We start from the raw sequence: 26104 nt of genomic DNA, 5'->3' as shown, positions 1-26104 counted from the left end.
TCTAATACACTAAATTCACAACAATAATCATAAAGGACAACATCCAGGATGTTGATAGATGCAGAACAAGCGTTCGCCCAGCAAAGTGAGCATGCCTTGATAGAGCGCGTAAAAAGCGGTGATCAAGCTGCCTATGCAACACTTTATGAGTTGCATGTGAAGCGGGTTTATAGCCTTTGTTTGCGATTGCTTGCAGACAAAGAGCACGCCGAAGATGCAACACAAGAAGTGTTTGTACAGTTGTGGCATAAAATCGCTAACTTTGATGGACGCTCACAATTTTCGACTTGGTTACATAGTGTTACCAGCAATATTGCGATTAGCTACATTCGCAAACATAAAAGCTGGTTTCAAAAAGTAGTGAGTTTTGAACAAAGCGGTATGGATGAACAAAGCGCCGCAGATTGCGACGGCTTTAACGGCCTCGACAAATTAGTACTGAGACTACCTGAGCGAGCACGTATGGTGTTTGTACTTCATGCAATTGAAGGTTATCGCCACGAAGAGATAGCAAGCATGCTTGATATGGCGGTCGGTTCAAGTAAATCGCAATTTCACCGTGCAAGGCAGTTATTAAAAGAGTGGTATGAAAATGAGTAAGCCAGAATTTGAACAATTTTTAAATGACTCGCTTAACCAGAAGCAAGATATTAGTCCAGACAAAGATCTCTGGCCCGGTATTGAGCGAGCAATTGCAACAGGGCAACCAGAGCAAGTTGATAAGCCAAACCATGGCTGGAATAAACTCGCTGCAGTTGCCGCTTGTTGTATTGCCGCACTATTGACCGTACAGCTTTTTGTTGGCCAAGGTGAGCCAAATAGCATGATGGCAATGAGTGACTATTTTACCAAGCAAAAGCAAGGTTTGTTGGTGCAGTATCAAAATCAACCTGCATTAACAGACAATTGGCAGCAACAGCTAAAAGAGTTAGAAGAAGCCGAAAGCGCCATTAAGCAAGCACTTGAGAATGAACCTGAAAACCCAGCTTTATTACAAATGCTATCGCAGGTTTATCAGCAACAACTGGACTTAATTAACAAGGTGCATGCACCTAAGTGGCAAACGATTTAGGAGTGACAATTATGAAATTACTAGCCTTAACTTTAGGATTACTGCCACTGATGGCAATGGCAGGACAAACCATTAATGAACAAATTGATGTACCTGCGAATAAACGCATTTTTATTGAAAACCAACGTGGTGATGTACGCATTGAAGGGTGGGATAAACCACAACTTAAAATCGAAGGTGAGCTTGACGATAAAGCACAAGGCTATCGTTTAGAGGTAGAAGGTAGCCGTGTTGAATTTATCGTAAAAATGCCGCGTAACTTAGGTGGCTGGAATAGCGGTGACGGCTCTCGATTAACCATTTACATGCCAAAAAGCAGTGAGCTTGAATTTGCTGGGGTGAATGTAACCGTTAGTGCTAAAGAGCTTGAAGCAGGCGCAGAGATTGATACCGTCAACGGTGATATCACAGTGCAAGATATTAGCGGCAACATGAGCTTTGAAACGGTCAATGGCGATGTAAATGCCCACGACTTAAACGGTGATATTCGCTTTGAAACAGTCAATGGTGAAATTAACGATAAAAACTCGCAAGGTGCTTTACGCTTTACCGCAGTGAATGGCGACATTAAGTCAAAAACCAAAGCACAAGATGTTCGCCTTGAAAACGTAAACGGTGATATCGACTTTGCTTTTGATGCAATTAAAAAGCTGCGCATCAATACCGTAAATGGTGAAGCAGAAGTTCACATCAACAAGTTACTAGCAGATGCCAATATTCGTTTTGAATCAGTCAGTGGTGATGCAGAATTTTACTTCCCTGCAGATGTATCGGCAACGTTTGAAATTGAAGCTCACGCTAACGGTAAAATCGTTAATGAGCTTAGTGATGACAGAGCAACGAAGGCGAAATACGGCCCATCTAGCGACTTAGAATTTAGTATTAACGGTGGGGATGCTGATATCGAAATGGATACGATTAGCGGACGCATTGAACTTCGTAAACAGAAATAGCGATTAGAGTACACTCAATTACAATAAAGCGGGAAGTTTTCCCGCTTTACTATTTGCACAGCCTTTGCAAGTCGATAGAATAGAGCCATTCAATTTTAGTTTTGTGATGTTATGGCCAAACCAGATAAGCAAGTCGATACGTTAAAAGTCCCTCCCCATTCAATAGAAGCTGAGCAATCTGTTTTAGGTGGTTTAATGCTTGATAATCAAGCGTTTGACCGTGTTGCTGAGTTAGTGGTTGCACAGGATTTTTACACCCGCACCCATAAGCTGATTTTTGAGGCTATGGTTAGTCTTGCTGAAGGCGGTGATCCAATCGATTTGATCACTATTTCTGAGAGCTTAGAGAAAAACAATCAGTTAAGTAGTGTTGGTGGTTTCGCCTACCTCGCTGAAATTGCTAAGAACACGCCAAGTGCGGCAAACATTGATGCCTACGCAAATATCGTGCGTGAGCGTGCTGTTATTCGTGAAATGATTGGTGTTGCGAACGAAATTGCAGAAGCCGGTTTTAGCCCAGAAGGGCGTACCAGTCATGACTTGCTCGATTTTGCTGAAAGTAAAGTATTTAAAATTGCAGAGCAACGCACAAAAAGCACCGAAGGCCCACAAAACTTACACAGTATCTTAGAAAAAACCGTTGATAAGATTGAAGAGCTTTATCAGTCGCCACAAGATGGTGTGACGGGTGTAAGCACCGGCTATGCTGACCTAGATAAAATGACGGCAGGTATGCAGCCTTCTGACCTTATCATTGTGGCGGCACGTCCATCGATGGGTAAAACAACCTTTGCGATGAACTTAGCCGAGCACGCAGCCATGACACAAGATAAGCCTGTACTTATTTACTCACTAGAGATGCCTTCAGAGCAAATCATGATGAGGATGCTGGCATCGCTAGGTCGTATTAACCAAACTAAAGTTCGTACCGGTCAGCTAGATGATGACGATTGGGCGCGTCTGTCGTCAACCATGGGCTTGTTGATGGAAAAAGGTAAGATGTATGTTGATGATGCATCGGGCCTAACACCAACAGATGTGCGTTCACGTGCTCGTCGTATTGCCCGCGACCATGGCGGTATTAGTATGATCATGGTCGATTACTTGCAGTTAATGCGTGTGCCAAGCTTGTCGGACAACCGTACCTTAGAGATCGCTGAAATCTCTCGTTCATTAAAAGCACTGGCAAAAGAACTGCAGTGTCCGGTTATTGCACTATCGCAGCTTAACCGTACCCTAGAGCAACGTGCCGATAAACGCCCAATCAACTCCGACTTACGTGAATCAGGCTCAATCGAGCAGGATGCCGACTTAATCATGTTTATTTACCGTGATGAAGTGTATAACGAAGACAGTACAGAAAAAGGCGTGGCCGAAATCATCATAGGTAAGCAACGTAATGGTCCAATCGGTAAAGTACGTTTAACCTTCCAAGGTCAATTCTCGCGTTTTGATAACTACGCGGGTCCAGCTATGGACGACGAATACTAATGCGCTTAGCCATTGCCGAAATCAACCTAAAAGCACTTGCTCATAATTTAGCACAAGTGAAGCGCTTTGCGCCTGGTTGCAAAGTAATGGCAGTGCTTAAAGCCAATGCTTATGGCCATGGCTTAGTTAAAATTGCTCAATACCTAAATGATGCCGATGCATTTGCGGTTGCTCGAATAGACGAAGCGTTAGCGCTACGTGCAGGTGGACTGACAAAACCGATTGTATTGCTTGAAGGTTTTTTTCATAAAGATGATTTACCTATCTTACTTGCCAATAACTTTCAAACCATTATTCATGATGAAAATCAGCTCGCAACGCTTGAAAATACAAGCCTTGATGCACCAATTGCGTGTTGGTTAAAGGTGAATACGGGTATGCATCGATTGGGTATTGCGCCATCGCAATTTGAGTCTTTCTACAGTCGCTTAAAAGCAAGCCCAAATGCCCGTGATGACATTAAGTTAATGACGCATTTCTCGTGCGCCGATGACATCAATGATGAAAAGACCGCTCAGCAAATTGCCTTATTTGATTCACTGGCAGATGGCAAAAGTGAGCAGCATTGTCTTGCAAACTCTGCTGGCATTATTGCTTGGCCAAAAGGCCATGGTGAGTGGGTGCGCCCTGGCTTGATGCTGTATGGCGTATCGCCAATGCTCAATGGCGTAGGGCAACAGCACGGACTAGAGCCTGTTATGCGTTTAACAACGCGAGTTATCGCGATACGCGATGTCGATGCCGATCAGTGTGTTGGCTATGGTGGACGCTGGCACAGCGATAAACCGACTAAGCTTGCGGTAGTTGCGATGGGCTACGGTGATGGTTATCCACGTCATGCTGAGCAGGGCACACCGGTTATTATTAAGTCGCAGCGCTATGGTATTGTTGGCAGTGTGGCGATGGATATGATCACGGTCGATATTGGTGATAACCACGACAATATCAAAGTAGGAGATGAGGTGATCATGTGGGGGCCTGAGCTTCCCGTTGAAGAGATTGCCCAGTGCGCAACTACCATTCCTTACGAGTTACTGTGTAATATCACCCCACGTGTAAGCTACGAGTATAAAGAGTAACTTTGTTACTCTTTAATAAAATACACGTCACTGAAACCCATTCGTGCGAATTCTTGGTCACGAAAGTTACGTACTGCTGCAGAGCCTTTTGAAGTCATTTCGACTTGTTGTTCCATCTTTAAGTAATTAGTTAAATCAATGCCTTCAGCCGCAGCAATGGCATGGTACATATCGCGGTATTTATCTTTTGCAAAATTGATTTCGCGAGGCTGGTTCTTAAATTTGTAAGTGATGCGGCGTGCCATAATGAATCCTCAATGTTTATCGGGGCTGATTTTACACTAAAAAATAACCATAGCCATGACTTGTTAGTATAAGCGGGTTACAATGCAATACTTTTCAAAGACTCGGTAAATCATAATGAAACTTTCAGTAGAGATCAGTAAGTACCCACTACATCAAGACTACATTCCGTTTATCAAAGGTTTTATTGACCGTGTAAACAGTTACGAAGGTCTTAAAGTGATCACCAACACCTTATCTACTCAGATTTTTGGTGATTATGATTTAGTGATGTCTGTACTTAATACTGAAATCAAACGTTCTTATGAAGAGTTTGGTAAAGCTATTTTCGTCTGTAAATTCTTACATGGTGACTTGTCGCCTAGCGAAGACTAAACCCTAAAGTAGCGCGTGTTATGGAATTTTTAAGCGAAACCTTCTCTGGCTTTACTGCCATGTCGCATTGGGAATATATTGCTGTTGCCTTATCGATGGCGTATTTACTGTTAGCGATTAAAGAAAGCTTATGGTGTTGGCCAGCCGCGTTTGTGAGCACCTTTATTTATACCGTAATGTACTGGAATGGCGCACTGTTGATGGAGTCGCTACTTAATTTTTACTACATGTATATGGCGGTATATGGTTGGGTGGTTTGGCGCAGGGGCATGAATAATAAAGATCATTTGCCCATTATTTCATGGTCGTTACAGCGTCATGCGGTGATTTTGCTTGCCACCTCATTGGCCTCAGTTGCCATTGGTTTTGTGATGACCAATTACACGCACGCTGATTTTGCTTATTTAGACAGCTTTACTACCTGTTTTGCGGTGGTGACAACCTACCTTGTTGCCAAGAAGGTACTGGAAAACTGGTTGTACTGGATTGTGATTGATGCAGCATCTATGTACCTATACTTTGAAAAAGGGTATTACCCAACCTTAGTACTTTTCGTGTTTTACACCATTATGGCCGCGTGGGGCTTTAAAACCTGGTATGAAGAATACGAGCAGCATCAGGCTAAGCCGCTTGCACAGCTATAGATGAAAACTGAGCAACAAATTTACGCGCTTTTTACGCGCTTCAACTCACGTTTAGTTATCACCTCAATCAGCCCGCTGGTTGAGGGACTAAGCAATGATAACTACCTAGTTAAAACAGCAAGCCAAGATTTTTTGGTTAAGCACTATCGCGACCACTGGCCGGCGATTGGCCTTGCAGCGCAAGCGCATTTTGCAAAGCAAAGCTGCTGCCCAGCCCCTATTTGGTTAGAACAAGCAACCGATACGGCTATTTTCGAATACGTGGCAGGCAGCATTGCCAGCGGTGAATTTTGTAGTAGCTTATTGCCCGACTTAGTTAATTTACACCGTTACCCTGTGCTTACTGAACCGATGGATATTGCCTACGAAATTAATTATTACCAGCGAACAGCGCGCTATCAGCAACATGCTGAGCTAATTAACCAGTCACTGGCTTATATTGCTTCAGCGCCTAAAGACATGGGCTTTTGTCATAATGATTTAGTGAAAGAAAATATCATTGTGAATGAGTCGGGTATGTTTTTAATCGACTTTGAATATGCCAAAAGTAACGATGTTTACTTTGACTTAGCTGCGTTGGTGGTGAGCTTTGCGTTAAATGATGAGCAGCAACTGGCGTTACTTAAACGTTACCAAGCGTTAGTGTGCGAACATCACGAGTTTTACTTATCAGTTGAAAAGCTCGCGGCATTTCATGCGCTGTTTTTGCTTTTATGTATTTGCTGGTATGAACAACGTGGTGCGATGGATAAAGTGGCGCCACTGCTAACACAGCTTAACCACTTCATAGAAAAAGCTAAAAATTAAAGACCGCCAATTCGCTCGGCAAGTTCTTTATATTTTTTTACGTCTTCTGGATCAAACAAAGGTTCACCTTTGTCATCTTGTGATTTCGAGATCAGTAAATGCTCGCGGGCAAGACGTTTTACGCGTTCGACTTTTACACCTAAAAACTCCGCGACTTGCTCTGTAGACATTAAACTCATGATCAAATTCCCCTTACATGGCAATACTGCCACCTTGTTATTAATTTTATTAAGTATACGTTAATACCTTGGTTCTGCACGAAAGTGAAGTGTTTTAATGCAAATTGCTGAATTTATGTGCATATAAAGGCCTCGATGCTAGCATTTAGCGCAAGATGCCATTATCATTGCCGGGTTGTCATGCTGATATCGCGAGTGAGTATTGACGACGACAAATGTGCTCTCGTGGTGAAATGGATATCACGTGGCCCTCCGGAGGCTAAGTTGCAGGTTCGATCCCTGCCGAGAGCGCCATTTGCTCTGATAAACATTAAGCTAGTTTCAATGGCTATGTAAAGAGGTTAGGGCAATGGAATAAACTCCTTCTCATCACCAACCACGTCTGGAAATTCTTTACTTTGCCAAGCTTTTTTAGCCTCTTCTATACGGTCTTTGCTTGTAGAAACAAAGTTCCACTCAATGTAACGTTTACCTAAGCTTTTGCCGCCTACCATTGCTATACGGCTGTTTTGGTTAGCTGTTAGTTTAATACCCTGTGGGCTATCAAATACTGCCATCGCATGCATAGGTATATGAGTATCTCTACATTGCATATCCCCTTTAACTACGTAGACACCAAGCTCACTTGTATTAGGTAAAACAAGTGATTGCCCTTGTTTTATTTCCGCTTCAATATATAAAGTCTCTGAAAAAGTTTTTACTGGTGATTCAACGCCATAAGCTGCTCCTATCATGACAGTAACTGAGACGTCGTCTATAACTGTTTTTGGGATACTAGTGGCAGGGTAATGATGAAATTCAGGTGAGGTTTCTTGAGCTACTTCAGGAAGTGCCAACCAAAGCTGTAAGCCTTCAATATTATGTGTCGAGTTACGTACCTCATCTCGTTCTCGTTCTGAGTGTACAATACCACGACCTGCTACCATCAAGTTTATATCACCGGGTTTGATAGACTGTTCACTACCTAACGAGTCACGGTGCAATATGTCACCAGAAAATAAGTAGGTAACGGTAGCAATACCAATATGTGGGTGAGGACGAACATCAATGCCAGTACCTGCTTGAAATGTTGCAGGCCCCATATGATCAAAGAAAATCCATGGGCCAATGGTTTTAAGTTTTGCCGTAGGTAAGGTTCGCCTTACAGAGAAACCACCGAGATCTTTATCTTTTGGCATTAATACCATTTTAATGGCGCCACATGAGTCTAGCTGTTTGCAATCACTTATTACATGCTCTGATTGGATACTCATATTTTACCCTAATGAAGTTGGTTGTTATTCGAGATTCATAGGTTGGATTTTAAAAAGCTTGAGCTCTGTTAAGTGTCAAATAGTTGCGCGAACGAAGACAGAGTTCACATCATGATTAACCAAGCTATAAAGCTAATTAAAGTTCTTATTTAACAAAGCATCAAACTTAAAGTGTTGAAACTATGAATCAATAAGTAGTTTTTCTTTATTTTATTTACTTATACAGCTATTTTTTACTAATTAAAGAATAACGGCGCCTACCTACTAGCAAGGGTATGTTCGATACTCTAGTTTCAAAGTTTGATTAAAGAGTTTTTTTGAATATTGGAGTAAAGCCTCAGACAATTTAGCGGGCAGAAAAATAGTATGATAAAAGCCAACATACCTAAAAATGAAAAGCAAAGGTTAGAAGCCCTTTACGACTATGAAATCGTAGACAGTGAAGCCGAAAAAGTATTTGACGACCTAACTACATTAGCATCTGAAATTTGTGAAACCCCTATATCATTGATTAGCTTGATTACGCCAGATCGCCAATGGTTTAAATCAAAAGTGGGCTTAGACGCTGATGAAACAAATCGAGAAATCGCTTTTTGTTCGCATGCGATTTTAGAGGATGATGTGTTTGAAGTATCAAATGCATTAGAGGATGAGCGCTTTTCAGATAACCCGCTAGTTTTAAGTGATCCTAATATACGGTTCTACGCAGGTGCTCAGTTGGAGACTCCGGGTGGGTTTAAAATAGGTACTTTGTGTGTTATTGATAAAAAACCTAAGACACTGAATGAGCATCAAAAAGTTGCTCTAAAAATTCTAAGTCGAGAAGTCATTAGTCAATTAGAGCTCAGAATAAAGAACAAACGACTAATTGAAATGAGTGAGCGTAAAACTGAGTATCTATCTAATATTTCACATGAATTAAGAACTCCACTCAATGCTATTGTCGGCTTATCTGAGCTAATTTTAATGCATGAAAAAATTGCCGATGTTGATGCTGAAATTCGTTCGCACGTGGATCACATTTGTTTTAGTAGTAAGAATTTGTTGGATATTATTAATGCTGTGCTTGATATAAGTAAAATCGAGGCCAACAAAATGGAGTTAAATGAGGAAAATATCAATTTAACCGATTTACTAACAAACATCATAACACTTCTCAAACATAAAGCTGAGCAGTCGGGTGTCACTTTAAATGAGCACTTTAACTTTGAATCTTGCACCTTAATAAACATTGATAGTCAAAAGCTCTCGCAGATCCTTATTAATGTTATTACCAATGCGATTAAATTTAGTGGCGCTGGCAAGTGTGTAGATGTGACAGCTTTTTTGCGAAATGAGCAGCTATGTATTGAAGTTAAAGATCAAGGGATTGGGATTTCAGAGGCAGATTTAAAATTATTATTTAATAAATTTGCGCAAGTTGGGAAGGCTAGTACATCACAAGAGGGAACAGGGTTAGGGCTTTCGATTACCAAAGGACTGGTTGAGTTAATGGCTGGCAACATTTCTATTTCTAGTGATGAGGGGGTTGGCACTACTGTAAATATAACACTTCCGTATTTACTCGAAATATCGAGTGCTCCTATATTGAAAAGTAGGTCAATAAACCAAGTCACTTTAAGCCAACGCAAAGCGTTAATTGTAGAAGACAATAAAGTGAATCAAGTTGTAATAGTTTCAATGCTAGAAAAGCTCAATATGACGTATGAAATTCTTGATGATGCAAACAATGTGCTTTCGAAATTAAAGAACAATCATGTTGATATAATTTTAATGGATATTAATTTACCTGGGATTAGCGGTGTTGAGGCTGCAAAGCTTTTAAAATCTAATCACATTGATATTCCTATTCTAGCTCTTACTGCTGATGTATTCTTAAGTTCAGAAGATAAGTCGGTGTTTAACGGCTTTTTATCTAAGCCCCTGCAATTAGAGTTGCTCGAACAGGCGTTGCTTAGAGTGTTTAATCAAGAGACTCAGTAATAAATGCATTGTGTTATTCATAATGTGCTGAATCTCAGAGCATAAATAAGGGGGCGGTATGCCTTATCAGCCTATCGCCTGTGGCGACTATGATAAATACGAATTATGGTGCATGCATAAATCGCTATTACATATTGCCTTAGTATCTGGTGAACAATTAGAAGGAAAAGCTGAGACCCTTAAGATACTCAATCCCGATGGCGAGCACCTGATTTTGGCTACAAAAAAAGGCGAACATGCCGTTCGCCTTGATTTAATTAAAGAGGTTGTCGAGTTATAGCCACTTCTTATTTTTAAAGTAAATGCCAATCCCGACGGTAAGCACCACCAAGAAAATAATAAAAAAGCTAAATGCGTAAGGGCTTTCAGTGCCCGGTATACCGCCTACGTTTACACCTAGTAAGCCAGTTAAAAAGCCAAGTGGTAAAAACAGTGCTGCAACCACCGACATCACATACATGCGCTGGTTTAGTTGCTCAGACACTTGGCTAGTAATCGCTTGTTGAATAATTTGCGCGCGTTCAATTGAGCTATCTAGCTCTTCTAAGTAACGGATCAACATATTGGTTGTTTCGTTTAAGCGTGCCTTATCGTCTTCATCTAACCACTTATACTTGTTGTTTAACAAAGTAATAAGGGCTTCTTTTTGTGGCCTTAGATAACGTTTTAACGCGATTGTTTGGCGGCGAATTTGCGCTAATGATTGATGATCAAAGCCCTTGTTTGGTTCATCAATTTCATCTTCAAAGCCATCGAGTGTGTCATCTAAACTGTCGATAACAGCTTGCATACGCGAGGTTAGGTTTTGTGCCAATTGGCAAACTAGTTCAGAAATTGAGATTGGGCCATTACTGTCAGCAAATGATTCAACAACATCTTGCACCGATAGTAAACGGCGTTTGCGCGTTGTTATGAGTATATTTTCGTTGATAAATAAGCGTAACGAGACCATGTCTTCAGGGCTTTGCGCAGGGTTTAGATTAACTCCACGCAAAAACAGCATATTACCATTAGTGACTTTGCTTAAACGCGGACGTGTTTCATCGGCAATTAGGGACTCAAGCTCGAAATCAGTTAATAAATTACTTTGCTCAAGCCACTCAACGGCTTCAGCTTGGCTGTAATCCATGTGCACCCAAAGTTTTCCGTGTTCGGGTTGCCAATTTTGCAGCTCAGTACTATTGTCAATAGCACGTGCACCGCCTTGTTCGTCTAAAATTAAGACATGAAGTAACCCATTGATCATATTGAACTCTCGTTTTACAAATAGTGGGATATGGTTGAGTATATACATTAGTATAGTCAAGACTATATTAATGAAATCGACTTATCGAGTGGATAAATATATTTCGTTGGTGTTTCTAGCTCTGTAGCGTATAAGACACTTTTTTAAAGAGGGCACATTAATGAGCGCAAAAATTATTGTTGGCTGGCGAGAATGGCTTGGCCTGCCTGAACTGGGAATAGAAAAAATCAAAGCAAAAGTTGATACCGGAGCAAGAACTTCATGTATTCATGCTTTTGACATTGAGGAATTTTCAGAAAATGGCGAAGCATGGGTGAAATTTACTACCCATCCTCTACAAGACGATGTAGAAACAACGGTAGAGTGTCGCGCCAAAGTAGTTGAGCGTAAGTATGTGACCAGTTCAAGCGGTCAGCGTGAGCTACGCTACTTTATTGAAACAAAATTAGTCGCAGGAACCCAAAGCTGGCCTGTAAAGGTGACTTTAAGTAACCGTTCAACAATGAAGTTTAGAATGTTGTTAGGGCGTACAGCAATGGAAAATCGCATAGTCGTTGATCCGGCTTTATCTCATTTATTATAGGAAAAGGACTTATCACACGTTGCTACGTGTATGAGTTTATCAGTTAAGGTTTTTAACTTATGAAACTTGGTATTTTATCTCGCAACCAAAATTTATATTCAACACGTCGCTTAATTGAAGCAGCAGAGCAGCGTGGCCACGAAGTGAAAGTAATTGATGCACTTCGTTGTTATATGAACATCAATTCAGAGCAGCCTGAAATCCATTACCGTGGTGAAAATTTAAAGGATTTTGACGCTATCGTGCCGCGTATTGGTTCGTCAGTGACTTTTTATGGCTGTGCGGTATTACGTCAGTTTGAAATGATGGGTGTATTCCCTGTCAATGAATCTGTGGCGATCACTCGCTCACGCGACAAGTTACGTTCACTTCAGCTACTCTCTCGTAAAGGTGTGGGTATGCCAGTGACAGGCTTTGCAAGTAAACCAGATGACGTAAAAGATTTATTAAGCATGGTGGGTGGCACGCCAGTCGTTATTAAGCTACTTGAAGGTACCCAAGGTATCGGTGTGGTATTAGCTGAAACACGCAAAGCTGCAGAAAGTGTAATCGAAGCGTTTATGGGCTTAAAAGCCAACATCATGGTGCAAGAGTATATCAAAGAAGCGGGCGGTGCTGATATTCGCTGCTTTGTATTAGGCGATAAAGTAATTGCCGCCATGAAGCGTCAAGCGCAAGAAGGTGAATTCCGCTCTAACTTACACCGTGGTGGTAGTGCGACTTTGGTTCGTATTACTCCAGAAGAAAGAAAAACAGCTGTTGCTGCAGCTAAAGCGATGGGCTTAAACGTAGCGGGTGTTGATTTACTTCGCTCTGCACGTGGTCCATTGGTGATGGAAGTAAACTCATCACCTGGTCTTGAAGGTATTGAAGTTGCAACCGGTAAAGACATTGCAGGCATGATTGTCGAGTTTATTGAAAAAACAGCGGCATCAAAGAAAACAGCAACTCGTGGTAAAGGTTAAGCCTTTACCCATAGGAAAATAAGCGCTCTATTAAAAGGAAAAGTGCGTGGCTAAGGTTAAGAAAAATACACCGTTTTCAATTTTAGGCGATACGGTGGGTGTTGGCGAACGTAAAACATTTGCAATTGAAGCTGCCAAGCTTTACACCCACTCGCCGTTAAATATTCCAATTGAAGTCGTCAATGGTGTGCAGCAAGGACCTGTATTAATGGTGTGTGCTGCAATTCACGGTGATGAGCTCAATGGTGTTGAGGTTGTTAGGCAGTTGCTTGCTAAAATCGATCCTGAGCAATTGCGCGGTACTATTATTGCGGTACCGATTGTGAATGTGTTTGGTTTTATTCATAAGTCACGCTACTTACCAGACCGTCGTGACATGAACCGCAGTTTTCCGGGCTCAACGCGTGGCTCGTTAGCTGGGCGAATGGCGAATGCGTTTTTTACTCAAGTGGCGATGCATTGTACGCATATTATTGATTTACACACAGGGGCAATTCACCGAACTAACTTGCCGCAAATTCGCGCTAATTTGAGCGACCCTGCAACGGCAGCCATGGCAAAAGCATTTGGCACTCCAGCAGTGATTGATGCGTCACTTCGAAATGGTTCATTACGCAGTGAAGCGGCCAATTTAGGCATACCCGTTATTACCTACGAAGCCGGTGAAGCGCTGCGCTTTGACCCAATTGCTATTGCTGCAGGTGTGCAAGGTGTTGACTATGTGATGCGCCATTTAAAAATGGTGCGCGGTAAGCGTGCTAAAAAGCTACCAGAGCCGATTATTGCAAGCTCGACGAGTTGGATACGTGCCGAAGTTGACGGTATTGTTCGTGCACAAGTATCACTGGGTGAGCGAGTAATGAAAGGGCAGGTTCTCGCTTATATAAGCAGCCCACTTGGTGATGCTGAACTTGAACTACTCGCGCCGCGAAGTGGTATTGTGATTGGTCAGCAAACTATGCCGCTTGTAAACGAGGGGGATGCCGTATTCCACCTTGCTTACTTTGCTCACGCTAACAGCCTAGTTGAGCAACAGCTCGAAAACTTTATTGATGAAATAAGTGATATTGAAGACGAGTTAAAGACCGCAGATTTAAATAACTAATAGCCTATTCTGTAATTCAAAAAGCCAAACTATCTGTTTGGCTTTTTTGTATCTGCCTGCCCGCATCTATTACTTGACCTTAGAGCAAGTACAAGGTTTATAGTTTTTTTACTTATACCAATCCGCAATAATACTTAATCATTTTGAGGGATTAAACCTGTCGCTACCTGCGTTAAAAATTTCTCATTTAGAACAACTAAATAACGAAATTTTTGCCTTGTTATCAACAAGGTTTTCTTGCCTCAAAATAGACTACTTAATTAAGCGAATTGGTATTACTGAATTGTCGCAACAATGACTAAAGGATCAAAGATGAAAATATTTCTATTTTACACAGGCTTAATTACGCTTGCTGTTTCACTTACGCACGGCTTTTTTACTGAGCAAAGTGTTGTTCATACTTTGTTATTTCACCCTTTAGTCATTTTATTTAGTTTTATATTAATCGCCTATGGAAGCAGAAAAATAGCACCTTTTTAACAAGCATCTCGTTAACTTTAAGCCGTTACTTTTTGGGGCCTAAAATACGTTTTATGGTTGGCGCTTTAGTCGCTGTAGGTGGGGTCTTTAACACCATTACAGGGCGGGTGACAAAGATGTTGTTTGGGTAAATCACTTTGTGACCATCAACATGCTCAAGTACGACATTCATCAAGCCCATTTCGATAATGCGGCCTTCTAAGAAATTTGCACCGTCAATTACTCTCACCCAAAAGCCAACACGGCAGTCGTTTTGAATAAACATCAACAAGAAGGCTGTTAGGTTACTTAGTAACGACCAGGCGGCAAAAAGCGCGACACCTAACATGGCAAAAATTGATGAGCCAAGTACTAATAAGCCGCGTAATTCTATACCCCAAAAAACTAGCACTAAACACAGCATAACAATGGCAAGAATGATATTGAGCAACAGCTCAGCGCGGTATTCGCGATGCGGATCAGCCTTGCCTTTAATTGCTTTTAACAGCAGCTTTTTGGTGGTTTTACGCAGTAGCGGGTAGAGCAAAACCGCGATAACAGTCACGATTAAATGATATTGCTCGTTAAAGAATTCGACGAAGTCCAAAAGGGTTCCCAAGTTAATAATTGACGTATCGATTTTAGCTTTTTAGCTAAACAATAACACTACTTTAAAAAGTATTTTTAACCGTTACTAGCCATTGCACAGAGTCAATATCGTCATCTTGTTTGTTAATAGGTGCGGCAATATCTAGGTGAATAACCGTACCGGCATTGGCACGGCTTGGTGCTAAGCGCAGGCCTACGCCTACATTTTGTAGTACGTTACCATTGGCACCATTGTCTTTGTCGTTATACCAGGCTCTACCAATATCATAAAACGCGGCACCACCCACTTTAAACAATTGCAGTAAGTCATATTCCCAGTAGTAGCGTTTTTCTAAAGTCACTAAAAAGCTGCGGTCGCCTACTTGGTAGTCAAGCGGGTAACCACGCAGGCCATTTTCACCACCAATAGTCAGCTGTTTATCAGCAGTGAGGTTTTCAGCATATTGTAAGCGTACTTTGGCGTACCAGCTTTGCCTTAGTGTGGTATTGAGATAATACTGTAGCTGCGTGCTAGCGAATAGGTTTTCGACATCATCGGTTTCTTCATTCCAGTAGCCATCAAGGTCTGCTTTAAAGCGCCATAACTGGTTATCTCCAGAGTAATGCGCTTTTGATAAAGATAACGAATAAATAGTACGGCTAGCATCGTCGCTAAAATCTTTACTCGAATAACCGAGTAAGGCATGGATATTCCAACCAAGATTTAAATCTTCAGTACGGTAGATACTATCGAAGTTTCTAACCTTAACGTAGTGATCTTCAAACCATTGACCACTAACATAAGGATAGCTCAGCGTTCTATCTTCAGCGATAGGGAAGCGCGTGAATGACGTTTCTCGAAAGGTTTCTTCGCGGTTTTCGATGCCAAGCTTAATACGCTGAGTCCAACTATTACCAAGTTGTGATGAATGACCAAAGTAAGCGCGGTTTAATAAGGTTTTTTGCTCAAATTCGCTAACTACATCGCCGCGATAGTAAAGTGACTCTCGGCGCTGATCTGAGTAACTTGTAACACCGTAACTGTAGGGCGTATCAATCGAGAAAAAAGGATAGCTTACATCGAGATAATGACGTTTACCGTCATCGTTATCTGAATATTCTAAACGGCCTTGATAACGGCTAGAGAATATATGCGGATCGTCATACACAAACAGGTAACCTGTGCGGTCAGCATCACGGGTGCGACTAAACGACACTCGTTTACCCCAGCCTAAAAAGTTAGATTCACGAAAGCCAATACTCGACTCATTTTCTCCGCCACTGCGGCTAAAGCTTATTTCAGGTAATAAGGTCCACAGATCGCGCGTAATGACTTTTACATGCACGTTGCCATCACAATCGAGCTTTGCGTTGATACGTGCATCATACAAGTAGCCTTGTTTACGCAGTAATCGCTCTGACTCTAGCAATTTACGTGGATTGTAAGCATCACCTTCTTCAAACAATAAAACGCTGTGTATTACATTAGGCTCTGTAGTCATGTGAGCGCGATTGGCAAAGCGGAATAAAAAGTTGTTTTCCTCTTCTAGCTCAGTGTTAAAGACGTTCAGCTGTTCAAGTTCAATAGAGACTATTTTACGGTTATTAGCGGCATCGGGGAGTGGGTTATCGGCATCGAGCTGGCGGCGTAAGTTATTATCTTGTGATTTAAGCGTGCGTTGGTTTTGACAATAATTATTATCGTCAGTGAATAACTGCTCTGCATGAACATTGGCTGCTATACAGATTGGTAATAGTGTTATTAACCTAGCAACAAAGTACGACTGCTTAAATCCCATTTACACCCTTAGTTGAGTATGTCCTGTGCAACTACTACATACTAAGCGTGGGAAAATGTCTAGCTTATTATTGTAATTGCGCGACTAAATACTGATGAAGTTGTGGTAAAACTGCGCTGGCTTCAACGCCCTCAGCATTGATCCAAATACTTTCACTATAATGTTCAAAGTTTAGATTAAAACTATGATCTGTAAAGTGAAAGCGTAATTGATGACGATCAGCACCAGCATCAAAGTCGGCGGTTGTTATGGCTGGCGCGTGCAAGAAAAGGGTTGCCCAAAGTTCAAAGTCTTCATCGTGTGGAAGCTCACTCGACGTTATGAGGATAATCTCATGCTCGGCATCATAGGTTAGTTCAGTCATAGCAGTCCTAATTGGTGGCAAGATAGTCGCGAATGGTATTTAAAAACGGTGCGCCGTACTTATTGAGTTTAGTGAAACCAACACCTGACACCTTTAAAAACTCACTGTCGTTGGTTGGCATGAGCTGCGCCATTTCAGCGAGGGTTTTATCATTGAATACCACATAAGGTGGTACATCATCGGCATCTGCCAACTCTTTACGTAAAGCGCGTAATTTCGCAAATAGCTTTTTATCGTAATTAAACTGAGCGAGTTTGTCTTGGTAAACGTGCTTAGCTTGTAAGCGAGGTTCAGCAAGTTGCAGTGCATATTCACTTTTAAGAACCGCACGAGCGGCTTCGGTTAAGCGTAATGAAGAACCTTGGGTAATATCTTGGCTTAATAATCCTTGATGGATAAGCTGCCTTAAAATACTCAGCCAAAACTCTACACTGTGCTCTTTACCTATGCCATAGGTGCTTAGCTGGTGGTGATTGTTATCTCGAATGCGGCTAGTGTTTGCACCGCGAAGTAACTCAACGATATAGCCAATACCAAAACGTTGCTCAGCACGATACACACATGACAAGGCTTGTTGCGCGACAAGTGTGCCATCAAAGCTAGTAGGTGGGTTTAAGCAAATATCACAGTTGCCACAGGTTTCGCGCTTATATTCACTGAAATAATTGAGCAAAATTTGTCTGCGGCATGTTTGTGCTTCGGCGAAGCTTGCCATCGCATTAAAACGCTGCTCTTCAACGCGGCGTCGCTGCTCGTCTTCAATGTCTTCAAAAAAGCGGCGTACGCGGCCTATGTCTGCCGGATCAAAATACATAATCGCTTCTGCAGCCAGACCATCACGGCCTGCACGACCGGTTTCTTGGTAATAGGCCTCAATGCTTTTTGGAATATCGTAATGCACCACAAAACGTACGTTTGGTTTATTAATCCCCATGCCAAAGGCAACGGTCGCAACCACAATTTGAATATCGTCTCGGGCAAAGCCCGATTGCACAAATTGGCGCTGCTCGTTACTCATTCCTGCATGATAGGCTGCGGTATTAAAACCTGCATCAGCAAGTTTTTCAGCAACATCGTCAACCCGTTTACGACTGGTGCAGTAAATAATGCCGCTTTGATTCTGCTGCTCTTTTAAATAGCGAAGCAGTTGCACCATAGGTTTGAATTTTTCTTCTATGGTGTATCGAATGTTAGGTCTATCGAAGCTGCCTGTGTGCACGTAAGGGTGGTTAAGCTGAAGCTGTTCAATAATATCGTAACGAGTTGCTTTATCTGCTGTTGCTGTAAGGGCCATCATGGGTACATGCATAAAGCGTTGCTTTAACTCGTTGAGCCGACAGTAATGTGGCCTAAAGTCATGACCCCAATGCGACACACAGTGGGCTTCATCAATTGCAAAAAGTGCGAGTTTTAGATGACTTAAGCGTTCTAAAAATTCGTGTTGCAGTACTTTTTCTGGTGCAACATATAACAGCTTAATTTGCCCATAGTGCAATTGCTGATAAACAGCTTGCTGCTCTTCAAAAGGCAGGCTGTTATTGATATATGCCGCTTGCACGCCAAGTGCTCTTAGTTGGGCAACTTGGTCTTGCATCAAGGAAATAAGCGGCGAGATAACCACAGTCACACCATCAAGGATCAATGCTGGTACTTGATAGCATAATGATTTGCCTCCACCCGTTGGTAGGAGAACAAGCGAGTCTTGTCCGTCTAGCGCTGCGGCTATAATCGCTTCTTGGCCATCACGAAAGTCCTTGTAACCAAACACTTGTTTGAGTACGGCTTGTGGTGATCGAACGGGTGTGTTGGACGTTGCGGTATTGGTATTCATCGCCGAGCATTTTAGTGGTTTTTTATAGCGATGTCTTTAGCAATATACCCAAACCACCTCAAAATGCAGAATTCAGCGTTTCACAGGTGCTTAATATTCAGGCGTTACTTTGCAACAATGGCAGTCCCTTTTAAGAAGTAAATACACGGGTTTATTTAGCGCGTTTTGGTTGCGTCACTGCTTAGGGGGCGTAAAATAGCGTTTTTAAACTATAAAGCCAAACTTATGCCTACCAACATTGAGCAGCGAAAAGGCGTTATTTTCGCTTGTTTAGCCTTTTTTATGTGGGGCCTTGCGCCCATTTACTTTAAGTTTCTACAGCAAATTTCTGCTTTTGAAATCTTAATGCACCGTGTTATTTGGTCGGTGTTATTTTTACTTCTTATTATTGCTGCTCGTCATCAATGGCAGCGTATTCGTGTGGTGCTCGGACAACCTAAATTACTTTTGATGTTGGTAATAACAGCAAGTTTACTAGGCTTTAACTGGGGGTTATTTATTTGGGCAGTGAACAATAATCACATGCTCGATACCAGTTTAGGTTATTACATCAATCCACTGCTCAATGTATTACTCGGTATGTTGTTTTTAGGTGAGCGACTGCGTAAGTGGCAAGGCGTTGCGGTTGGCTTAGCGCTTTGTGGTGTGTTGCTACAGCTTGTGAGTTTTGGTTCATTCCCTGTGGTTGCTTTCTCATTAGCAGGATCGTTTGCTATTTATGGTCTACTACGTAAAAAGTTACCAATAGAATCATTGCCAGGGTTATTGCTTGAAGCACTTATTTTATTACCTGTTGCACTTATTTACTGGTGGTTGATGGCGCCTTCTGCAAGCTCTGATTTAACTGCAAACGATTGGCACATTAATTTGTTACTCATTAGTGCCGGTGTGGTGACAACCTTACCGCTGTTATGTTTTACTGGTGCAGCAAAGCGTCTGCAATACAGTACGCTTGGCTTTTTTCAGTACATAGGCCCAAGTTTAATGTTTATGCTTGCCGTGGCGTTTTACGGTGAGGTATTTGATGCTGAGCGAGTTGTTACTTTTGCGTGTATTTGGAGTGCTTTAGCATTATTCAGCTGGGATTCGTACCGTCAAAGTCGTAAGCAACGCAAAGCGCGATTAGAAGCCGTAACTAAGCCTGTATAGGCTTAGCTTACTAATTTGTTGCGTCCAGATTCTTTTGCTTGATAAAGCTTTAAATCGGCCTGTTTTATTAGTTCATCTAAGCTGTAAATAGGCCCATTATGAAAACCAATCGACAGCGTAAATTTGATATGGTCTTTGCTAAATTCAGAGCTGTGCTTTTCAACAAACAAGCGGAATTTCTCTAAACGTTGCAGAGATTCTTGTGGGTCTTGATCAGCAAAATAGACCGCAAATTCTTCACCACCAAAGCGGCCTACTAAGTTATCTTCAAAATACTTTGCCATACATTGCGATAATCCCTTAAGAACCTCATCACCGGCATCATGGCCGTAGTTATCGTTTATTGATTTAAAGTGGTCAATATCAATCATGGCTAAAGCGACTGAGGTATCTGCTAGTTTTGCAGCTTTTAGGTGGCTGTTTGCTTCACCAAAGAAATAGCGGCGATTAGGCAGTTTAGTGAGGTAATCAGTGTTTGCTTGTAAACGAATCGTTTTGATGTTTTCAAGCATGTCGACGTTTTGGCTGAGCCGACAATAAAACTCTTCATTGTTGAATGGCTTGCGAAGGTAATCGTCTGCGCCAGATTTCAAAAAGCGCGTCGAAAGGTGTAAAGTATCGAGTGCAGATATGCCAATCACGGCTTTTTCATCATTAGAATATAAACGACGAATTTCAACACAGAGCTCATCCCCATTCATGTTAGGCATTTCGTTATCGGTAATGATCACCGATATTTTGGGGTTTTCAGCCAGTACTTTTAAAGCATCAACACCATCAACAGCTTCGATGGTTTGGTATTTATGACGGTTTAATAAGTGACAAATATGGTGGCGTGTTGCTGCTGAATCATCGACTACTAATACTAATATTTGCTCATTACGAGGTAAGCGAGCAAGTTGTTTTTCTAGATATTGATAGGCTTGTTTATTTTCTTTGGTGATGTAATCAATGATGGGGTGTTTTTCAACGATATTACGCGTTGTTTCGTCAAGATTACCGGTCATTACAATGGTCGGTATGTCGGCAGCGATAGTGCAAGGAACTGCTTCACCGGCTGGCGCATCAGGCAGAATAAAATCTACTACGGCACAAAAGTAACTGTGCTTGCTAATAAGCTCTTTTGCCTCAGCTAAGCTACCAGCTATGTCAGCTTCATAGCCAACTTTCTGCGCGATGTGTTTTTGCACCCGCGCAATGGTTGGCGTATCTTCAATTATTAATATTCTTCGAGTCACAGCTTGCCTTGTAATAACTTATTGGCGAAACAAAAGTTATTACAAGTTTTAACCCTAAAAGGGTAAAAAAGCAAATTCTTATAGGCTGTCTGGCTCAGAATAGTATTCAACACTTTGTGTTGTTGGGTTCGCGATACGAGAGCGCCCAAATAACGTGTGAAACTTGGTTTTACAGGTTGTTTGCTTAAGGTATTTGATCCAAGCGCGCTCAATTGGATTGGTCGCTTCAAGGTTACCGGTAACAACTTGAACAAATTGAGTTTGAAATTCATTTTGTGGTTCTAGGGTTTTGTTGTATAAACCCTTTAGAACAACACCATGCTGCTCGAGAATGTCGGCTTCTAGCAAAGTGAAGTGACCACTACGACCAAAACCGCGTGGGAAATTTTGATCATCATAGAATTGACGTTGGCTTGCAAATGCCTGACGAAGTGATGAAATGTCATTGCTCATGGCTTTATCCTCATGCCCTAATTTCTTGCTGGAGTATGGATCAAGTTGTCGATTTTATTAAACAAATTATTTTTATCGTAAGGGTAAAAAATGGATATCGATTTATTGAAGACTTTTGTTGAAGTGGTTCGTACGCGCCATTTCGGTAAAGCAGCTGAAAATTTATATATTACACAGTCTGCGGTGAGTTTTCGGATCCGACAATTAGAGCAAGGTTTAGGCGTTAACTTATTTATTCGTCAACGAAACAACATACAGTTAACGGCGCCGGGTGAGCGGCTACTGCCACACGCACAAATGATCATAACGGGTATGCAGCGCGCAAAAGTTGATGTGGCACTTGCTGATAATATGCATAAGCAAATTAGCTTAGCGGGAACACCTAATATTTGGGATGCATTTTTACAGTTTGGTATTACTAATATTGTTTCTGCTATGCCGGGTGTGTCGTTAGTTGCCGAAGTCAAAGCACAGCAAGAGAGTACTCGCTTGTTATTAGAACGTACTTTGGATTTGGCGGTGTTGTTCGATCCCCCTAAAGTAGATGAACTGGTTGTACAGCGAATTTGTGAGCTACCTATTATTCCTGTGAGCGCCTTTGAAACTGCAGATAGTGAAAACTTTTTCGATAATCAATATGTCTATGTCGACTGGGGTACCACCTTTTCTTTATGGCATGCTCGTGAGTTTAACGGCCACGCTCCTCCTTATTTCAGAACCAGCACAGGTCGTATTGCGCTTGATTTAATTTTGAAGTGCGGCGGTAGTGCGTTTATTCCTCAGTTATTAGTTGAAGAGCAGCTTGAATCTGGTGAGCTTTATCATGTTGAAGATGTTGCGCATACCTCGCGCGATGTGTTTGTGGCTTACCACAGAGATAATGAGCAAACCCCTTTATTAGAGAAGTTAGTGACCTTATTAACTGAACTACAAATAAAAGCTTAAAATTAATTTAATTTAGCTTTCATAAAAAATTAATGCTGCAACAGTAAGTTACGTTTTTATTTCAAAAATAATTACATTTTATGAAGCTAAATTGACGCTTTTGTTTCAATTGTCATCTTTCTGTCATTTTTCGCTGTCAAACTGCGCACATTGAAACACAACATGTGTTTTTTGTTGCGATTATTGAGGAAACGACATGAAATTTGCAAAGTCTAGCTTATTCCTAGCTTTATTTGGTGGTTTATCTTTTTCTGCATTAGCTGATGTAGATGTATATGGTAAAGCAAACGTGACTGTTCAATCATCAGATGATGGCGAAGGGTCTTTCACTGAAATTAAAAGCAATAACTCACGTTTTGGCTTAAAAGGTTCAGAAAAAATTTCTGAAGGCTTAGAAGCTGTTTATAAATTTGAGTTTGGTGTAGACGTATCTGACGCTGATTCAAAAGGCGACAATGACGATAACATCACCGCGCGTAACCAATACGTGGGTGTTAAAGGTAGCTTTGGTCAAGTTGTTATCGGTCGTAACGATACAGCAATGAAGCAGTCTCAAGGTAAAGTTGATTTATTCAATGACCTTGAAGGTGATATTAAGAACGCATTTAAAGGTGAAAACCGTTTAGGTGACACAATTTCTTATGCCTCTAAAGACTTCAGTGGCTTCAAAGTATTAGCAACTTATGTAGCTGAAGATGATGTAGATGCTGATAACGGTTACTCAGTAGCGTTAACTTACGGCGATGCAAAACTTAAAGAAAGCAAACTTTATGCATCAGTTGCAGCTGACAGCGAAGTAAAAGGTTACGACATTGTTCGTGCAACAGTTCAAGGTAAACTAGGTGACTTTAAACTAGGTGCTATGTACCAAACACAAGAAAAAGTGGATGGTAGTGCAGAAGCTGATGGCTACTTAGTAAATGCTGCTTACCAAATGAATAGCAATACTTTCAAAGTGCAGTACCAAGTAATTGACTTTGATGAAGGCGACAAGAAAACAGCTATTTCTGCAGGTGTTGATCACAAGCTTAGCAAAAACACCAAAGTATTTGGTTTCTACTCAACGTTTGATACAGACAATCAAGTTGACCAAGACTACCTAGGTGTTGGTATTGAATACAAGTTCTAATCCAACCTTTGGATAACTCCCTGACTTGTCAGCCCAGCTAATTAGCTGGGCTTTTTTGTTCTAGCAGAAAAGTTAGATTTGCGATTAAGCTTGTGCGTAGTTTGATTTGCCAGCAAGCCAACGTTGAATCAATTTATCGGTAAGCTCTGGATAGTCGTTCAAAATTTTGAAGGCAATGGGTCTTACATGATCGAGTGTTTGTTTATCGCGGTTTAGGTCGGCGATTTTAAATTCGGCTAGGCCTGTTTGTTTGGTACCAAGTACTTCACCAGGGCCACGAATTTCGAGATCTCGCTCAGCAATCACAAAGCCATCATTACTTTCACGCAGCACACCTAAGCGTTTTTGCGCTGTAGCTGATAATGGCGCGTGATAAAGTAAAACACAGTGTGATGCCGTTGCCCCACGACCAACACGGCCGCGTAGCTGGTGGAGTTGCGCAAGCCCCAACCGCTCAGGGTTTTCAATAATAATAAGGCTCGCATTAGGCACATCAACACCCACTTCAATCACCGTTGTGGCAACGAGTACATGGATATTGCCCGCTTTAAACTCACTCATAACGGCTTGTTTTTCGGCGGCTTTCATCCGGCCATGCACTAAGCCAACGTTTAGCTCTGGCAGTGCTGCTTTTAATTGCTCTGCGCTATCTTCCGCTGCTTGGCATTGCAGTACTTCAGATTCATCAATCAGAGTGCAAACCCAATACACTTGACGACCTTGCTCTGTACACGCTGTTCTCACACGTTGAATTATTTCGTCTCGGCGTGCATCAGGAATAGCCACCGTTGTAATAGGCGTTCTACCGGGTGGTAACTCATCAATCACTGAGGTTTCTAAGTCAGCGTAGGCTGTCATTGCTAGCGTTCGTGGAATAGGCGTTGCCGTCATCACTAATTGATGCGGGTAACAGTCACCAAAGCGGCCTTTTTCACGCAGTGATAAGCGCTGATGAACACCAAAGCGATGTTGCTCATCTATGATGATTAAAACGAGATTGTTAAACTCAACCTGCTCTTGGAATAATGCGTGGGTGCCAACAATCATTTGCGCTTCCCCAGAGGCGATTTTTTCCAAAGTCGCTGTGCGCTCTTTACCTTTACTTTTGCCACCTAACCAAGCGACTTCAACACCGAGTTGATTAAACCATTGGCTAAAGTTGATGCCATGTTGCTCTGATAAAATCTCAGTTGGTGCCATTAAAGCAACTTGGTAGCCTTCGCTGATCGCGGTGAGCGCACTGAGTGCTGCAACTAAGGTTTTACCAGAGCCGACATCGCCTTGTACTAGGCGCATCATCGGAAACGGGTGTTGTAAGTCACTTTTGATCTCTGCCACAACACGACTTTGCGCGTTGGTTGGGCTAAAGGCTAAATTAGCTAAAAATTGCTGCTCAAGTTGGTTATGAGGCTTTAAAGCAACCGCTTTTACCGTTTGCCCTTTTTGGCGTAGCTTTAAAAGGCTTAAGTTTTGCGCAAGCAGCTCTTCAAACACTAGCCGTTGCTGGGCAGGGTGCATACCTTGTTCAAGGGCAGTTAAATCAACATCGTTTTGTGGACGATGTAAGGTCATTAAAGCATCGGCTAAACGCATTCCGGTTGGCTGAAACTGTTCTGGCAGTAACTCTTCGACAGGGTATTTAGTTAATAGTGCAAGTGCTTGATCGCTAAGTGCACGAATAGATAACTGTTTAAGCCCTTCGGTAACAGGATAAACCGGCGTAAGCGTGGTGTTCGTTGGTTGCTCAGAAGGGGTATCCGATAAGCTGTATTCCGGATGTGTCATTTCAAAGCCAACACGGCCACGGCGGATCTCACCAAAGCAGCGAATGATTTTACCTGTACTTAAGGCATTTTTTTGAGCTGCGCTAAAGTTAAAAAATCTGAGCGTTAAACGGCCCGTGCCATCATTTACTTGGCAAACCAGCATGCGTCTTTTACCAAAGGTAATTTGGCTGGTTTCAATAGTGGCTTCAACACTAACATGGCTGTGCGGTTGGAGTTCGCAGATTGGGTGAATGCGGGTGCGGTCTTCATAGCGGTGAGGCAAATGAAACAGCATGTCTTGCACCGTATGAATATTTAGCTTAGCAAGGCGCTCGGCCATTTTCGGGCCGACGCCTTTTAATTCTGTAATTGGGTATAACGCTAAGCTAGGATGACTCAAAGGTA

28 protein-coding genes and 1 tRNA gene are annotated in these 26104 nt (G+C 41.9%); 18 read left to right on the top strand and 11 right to left on the bottom strand.

What is annotated here, in order from left to right:
- The first annotated feature begins 48 nt into the window (after positions 1 to 48).
- The 5 genes from KQP93_RS14820 to alr all read left to right on the top strand — a co-directional run bounded on the left by KQP93_RS14820 (position 49) and on the right by alr (position 4595).
- Positions 49 to 600, top strand: a complete 552-nt coding sequence (locus tag KQP93_RS14820) for an RNA polymerase sigma factor (RefSeq protein ID WP_054554197.1) — start codon at positions 49 to 51, stop codon at positions 598 to 600.
- Complete coding sequence (locus KQP93_RS14815; protein WP_217875022.1) at positions 587 to 1072, top strand: hypothetical protein; 486 nt, start codon at positions 587 to 589, stop codon at positions 1070 to 1072. Before KQP93_RS14820 ends, KQP93_RS14815 begins: the two co-directional genes overlap by 14 nt.
- An 11-nt stretch (positions 1073 to 1083) precedes the next feature.
- Positions 1084 to 2025, top strand: a complete 942-nt coding sequence (locus tag KQP93_RS14810; protein WP_217875021.1) for a DUF4097 family beta strand repeat-containing protein — start codon at positions 1084 to 1086, stop codon at positions 2023 to 2025.
- A 111-nt stretch (positions 2026 to 2136) separates the two neighbouring features.
- Positions 2137 to 3516 carry a replicative DNA helicase gene (gene dnaB / locus KQP93_RS14805; protein WP_217875020.1) on the top strand — a complete coding sequence of 460 codons (1380 nt, stop codon included), beginning with the start codon at positions 2137 to 2139 and terminating at the stop codon, positions 3514 to 3516.
- Positions 3516 to 4595, top strand: a complete 1080-nt coding sequence (gene alr, locus KQP93_RS14800) for an alanine racemase (RefSeq protein WP_217875019.1) — start codon at positions 3516 to 3518, stop codon at positions 4593 to 4595. The genes dnaB and alr overlap by 1 nt, the downstream gene beginning before the upstream one ends.
- Positions 4596 to 4600: 5 nt before the next feature.
- Here alr and KQP93_RS14795 read toward each other — a convergent pair whose 3' ends face one another.
- Entirely contained in the window at positions 4601 to 4840 is a 240-nt protein-coding gene (locus KQP93_RS14795; protein ID WP_054554201.1) for a DUF2960 domain-containing protein, read from the bottom strand.
- A gap of 115 nt (positions 4841 to 4955) precedes the next feature.
- Between KQP93_RS14795 and KQP93_RS14790 the strand changes: the two genes are divergently transcribed.
- Genes KQP93_RS14790 through KQP93_RS14780 form a run of 3 tightly spaced genes read left to right on the top strand, consistent with a single transcriptional unit; the run spans position 4956 to position 6664 of the window.
- Positions 4956 to 5213: a YkoF family thiamine/hydroxymethylpyrimidine-binding protein gene (locus tag KQP93_RS14790; protein WP_054563401.1), complete on the top strand. Its 258-nt coding sequence runs from the start codon at positions 4956 to 4958 to the stop codon at positions 5211 to 5213.
- Between the two features lie 20 nt (positions 5214 to 5233).
- Entirely contained in the window at positions 5234 to 5857 is a 624-nt protein-coding gene (gene pnuC, locus KQP93_RS14785; RefSeq protein ID WP_217875018.1) for a nicotinamide riboside transporter PnuC, read from the top strand.
- Positions 5858 to 6664, top strand: coding sequence for a phosphotransferase family protein (locus tag KQP93_RS14780; RefSeq protein ID WP_217875017.1), 807 nt, complete (start codon positions 5858 to 5860; stop codon positions 6662 to 6664).
- On the opposite strand, the gene KQP93_RS14775 is transcribed toward KQP93_RS14780, so the two are convergent.
- Complete coding sequence (locus KQP93_RS14775; protein ID WP_054563404.1) at positions 6661 to 6843, bottom strand: helix-turn-helix domain-containing protein; 183 nt, start codon at positions 6841 to 6843, stop codon at positions 6661 to 6663. The two genes, KQP93_RS14780 and KQP93_RS14775, sit on opposite strands and share 4 nt — an antisense overlap.
- Before the next feature lie 219 nt (positions 6844 to 7062).
- On the opposite strand from KQP93_RS14775, the gene KQP93_RS14770 reads away from it, so the two are divergent.
- A tRNA-Arg gene (locus tag KQP93_RS14770) sits at positions 7063 to 7137 on the top strand.
- Between the two features lie 47 nt (positions 7138 to 7184).
- Here the strand turns inward: KQP93_RS14770 and KQP93_RS14765 are convergent.
- Positions 7185 to 8096, bottom strand: a complete 912-nt coding sequence (locus tag KQP93_RS14765; protein ID WP_217875016.1) for a pirin family protein — start codon at positions 8094 to 8096, stop codon at positions 7185 to 7187.
- Between the two features lie 366 nt (positions 8097 to 8462).
- Here KQP93_RS14765 and KQP93_RS14760 point away from each other — a divergent pair, with 366 nt between their 5' ends.
- Together KQP93_RS14760 and KQP93_RS14755 are read left to right on the top strand one after the other, a co-directional pair.
- A complete protein-coding gene (locus KQP93_RS14760) occupies positions 8463 to 10079 on the top strand; it encodes a hybrid sensor histidine kinase/response regulator (protein WP_217875015.1) in 1617 nt (538 codons plus the stop codon).
- A gap of 58 nt (positions 10080 to 10137) precedes the next feature.
- On the top strand, positions 10138 to 10359 hold the full coding sequence (locus tag KQP93_RS14755; RefSeq protein WP_217875014.1) for a Rho-binding antiterminator: 222 nt from the start codon (positions 10138 to 10140) through the stop codon (positions 10357 to 10359).
- On the opposite strand, the gene zntB is transcribed toward KQP93_RS14755, so the two are convergent.
- On the bottom strand, positions 10354 to 11325 hold the full coding sequence (zntB, locus tag KQP93_RS14750) for a zinc transporter ZntB (RefSeq protein WP_217875013.1): 972 nt from the start codon (positions 11323 to 11325) through the stop codon (positions 10354 to 10356). The genes KQP93_RS14755 and zntB overlap by 6 nt on opposite strands.
- 160 nt (positions 11326 to 11485) lie before the next feature.
- On the opposite strand from zntB, the gene KQP93_RS14745 reads away from it, so the two are divergent.
- From KQP93_RS14745 to KQP93_RS14730, 4 genes are all read left to right on the top strand, one after another.
- Positions 11486 to 11908, top strand: coding sequence for an ATP-dependent zinc protease family protein (locus KQP93_RS14745; protein WP_217875012.1), 423 nt, complete (start codon positions 11486 to 11488; stop codon positions 11906 to 11908).
- Between the two features lie 59 nt (positions 11909 to 11967).
- On the top strand, positions 11968 to 12873 hold the full coding sequence (gene rimK, locus KQP93_RS14740; RefSeq protein WP_217875011.1) for a 30S ribosomal protein S6--L-glutamate ligase: 906 nt from the start codon (positions 11968 to 11970) through the stop codon (positions 12871 to 12873).
- A gap of 46 nt (positions 12874 to 12919) precedes the next feature.
- Positions 12920 to 13978 carry a succinylglutamate desuccinylase/aspartoacylase family protein gene (locus KQP93_RS14735; protein WP_054563408.1) on the top strand — a complete coding sequence of 353 codons (1059 nt, stop codon included), beginning with the start codon at positions 12920 to 12922 and terminating at the stop codon, positions 13976 to 13978.
- 312 nt (positions 13979 to 14290) lie between these two features.
- Complete coding sequence (locus KQP93_RS14730; protein WP_254907682.1) at positions 14291 to 14458, top strand: hypothetical protein; 168 nt, start codon at positions 14291 to 14293, stop codon at positions 14456 to 14458.
- Between the two features lie 25 nt (positions 14459 to 14483).
- On the opposite strand, the gene KQP93_RS14725 is transcribed toward KQP93_RS14730, so the two are convergent.
- From KQP93_RS14725 to recQ, 4 genes are all read right to left on the bottom strand, one after another.
- On the bottom strand, positions 14484 to 15044 hold the full coding sequence (locus KQP93_RS14725; protein ID WP_254907681.1) for a mechanosensitive ion channel domain-containing protein: 561 nt from the start codon (positions 15042 to 15044) through the stop codon (positions 14484 to 14486).
- Between the two features lie 64 nt (positions 15045 to 15108).
- Positions 15109 to 16824 carry a BamA/TamA family outer membrane protein gene (locus KQP93_RS14720; protein ID WP_217875008.1) on the bottom strand — a complete coding sequence of 572 codons (1716 nt, stop codon included), beginning with the start codon at positions 16822 to 16824 and terminating at the stop codon, positions 15109 to 15111.
- A gap of 67 nt (positions 16825 to 16891) precedes the next feature.
- On the bottom strand, positions 16892 to 17188 hold the full coding sequence (locus KQP93_RS14715; protein ID WP_217875007.1) for a DUF3630 family protein: 297 nt from the start codon (positions 17186 to 17188) through the stop codon (positions 16892 to 16894).
- A 7-nt stretch (positions 17189 to 17195) separates the two neighbouring features.
- A complete protein-coding gene (recQ, locus tag KQP93_RS14710) occupies positions 17196 to 19019 on the bottom strand; it encodes a DNA helicase RecQ (RefSeq protein ID WP_217875006.1) in 1824 nt (607 codons plus the stop codon).
- A 225-nt stretch (positions 19020 to 19244) separates the two neighbouring features.
- Here recQ and rarD point away from each other — a divergent pair, with 225 nt between their 5' ends.
- Entirely contained in the window at positions 19245 to 20168 is a 924-nt protein-coding gene (gene rarD, locus KQP93_RS14705; RefSeq protein WP_217875005.1) for an EamA family transporter RarD, read from the top strand.
- A gap of 2 nt (positions 20169 to 20170) precedes the next feature.
- On the opposite strand, the gene KQP93_RS14700 is transcribed toward rarD, so the two are convergent.
- Both KQP93_RS14700 and KQP93_RS14695 read right to left on the bottom strand, forming a co-directional pair.
- Positions 20171 to 21406 carry a GGDEF domain-containing response regulator gene (locus KQP93_RS14700; RefSeq protein ID WP_217875004.1) on the bottom strand — a complete coding sequence of 412 codons (1236 nt, stop codon included), beginning with the start codon at positions 21404 to 21406 and terminating at the stop codon, positions 20171 to 20173.
- A gap of 78 nt (positions 21407 to 21484) precedes the next feature.
- A complete protein-coding gene (locus KQP93_RS14695) occupies positions 21485 to 21859 on the bottom strand; it encodes a DUF413 domain-containing protein (RefSeq protein ID WP_217875003.1) in 375 nt (124 codons plus the stop codon).
- A 90-nt stretch (positions 21860 to 21949) separates the two neighbouring features.
- Here KQP93_RS14695 and KQP93_RS14690 point away from each other — a divergent pair, with 90 nt between their 5' ends.
- Both KQP93_RS14690 and KQP93_RS14685 read left to right on the top strand, forming a co-directional pair.
- On the top strand, positions 21950 to 22804 hold the full coding sequence (locus KQP93_RS14690; protein ID WP_217875002.1) for a LysR family transcriptional regulator: 855 nt from the start codon (positions 21950 to 21952) through the stop codon (positions 22802 to 22804).
- A gap of 196 nt (positions 22805 to 23000) precedes the next feature.
- Entirely contained in the window at positions 23001 to 23933 is a 933-nt protein-coding gene (locus tag KQP93_RS14685; RefSeq protein ID WP_054563416.1) for a porin, read from the top strand.
- An 84-nt stretch (positions 23934 to 24017) separates the two neighbouring features.
- On the opposite strand, the gene recG is transcribed toward KQP93_RS14685, so the two are convergent.
- Positions 24018 to 26099 (bottom strand): ATP-dependent DNA helicase RecG, encoded by a 2082-nt coding sequence (recG, locus tag KQP93_RS14680; RefSeq protein WP_217875001.1) that lies wholly within the window; start codon positions 26097 to 26099, stop codon positions 24018 to 24020.
- Positions 26100 to 26104: the final 5 nt, after the last annotated feature.

This window comes from Pseudoalteromonas shioyasakiensis (genome assembly GCF_019134595.1).
GTDB classification, from domain to species: domain Bacteria; phylum Pseudomonadota; class Gammaproteobacteria; order Enterobacterales; family Alteromonadaceae; genus Pseudoalteromonas; species Pseudoalteromonas shioyasakiensis_A.
Note: the sequence above shows the minus strand (reverse complement) of the source record. Positions and strands in the feature narration are given on the sequence as shown.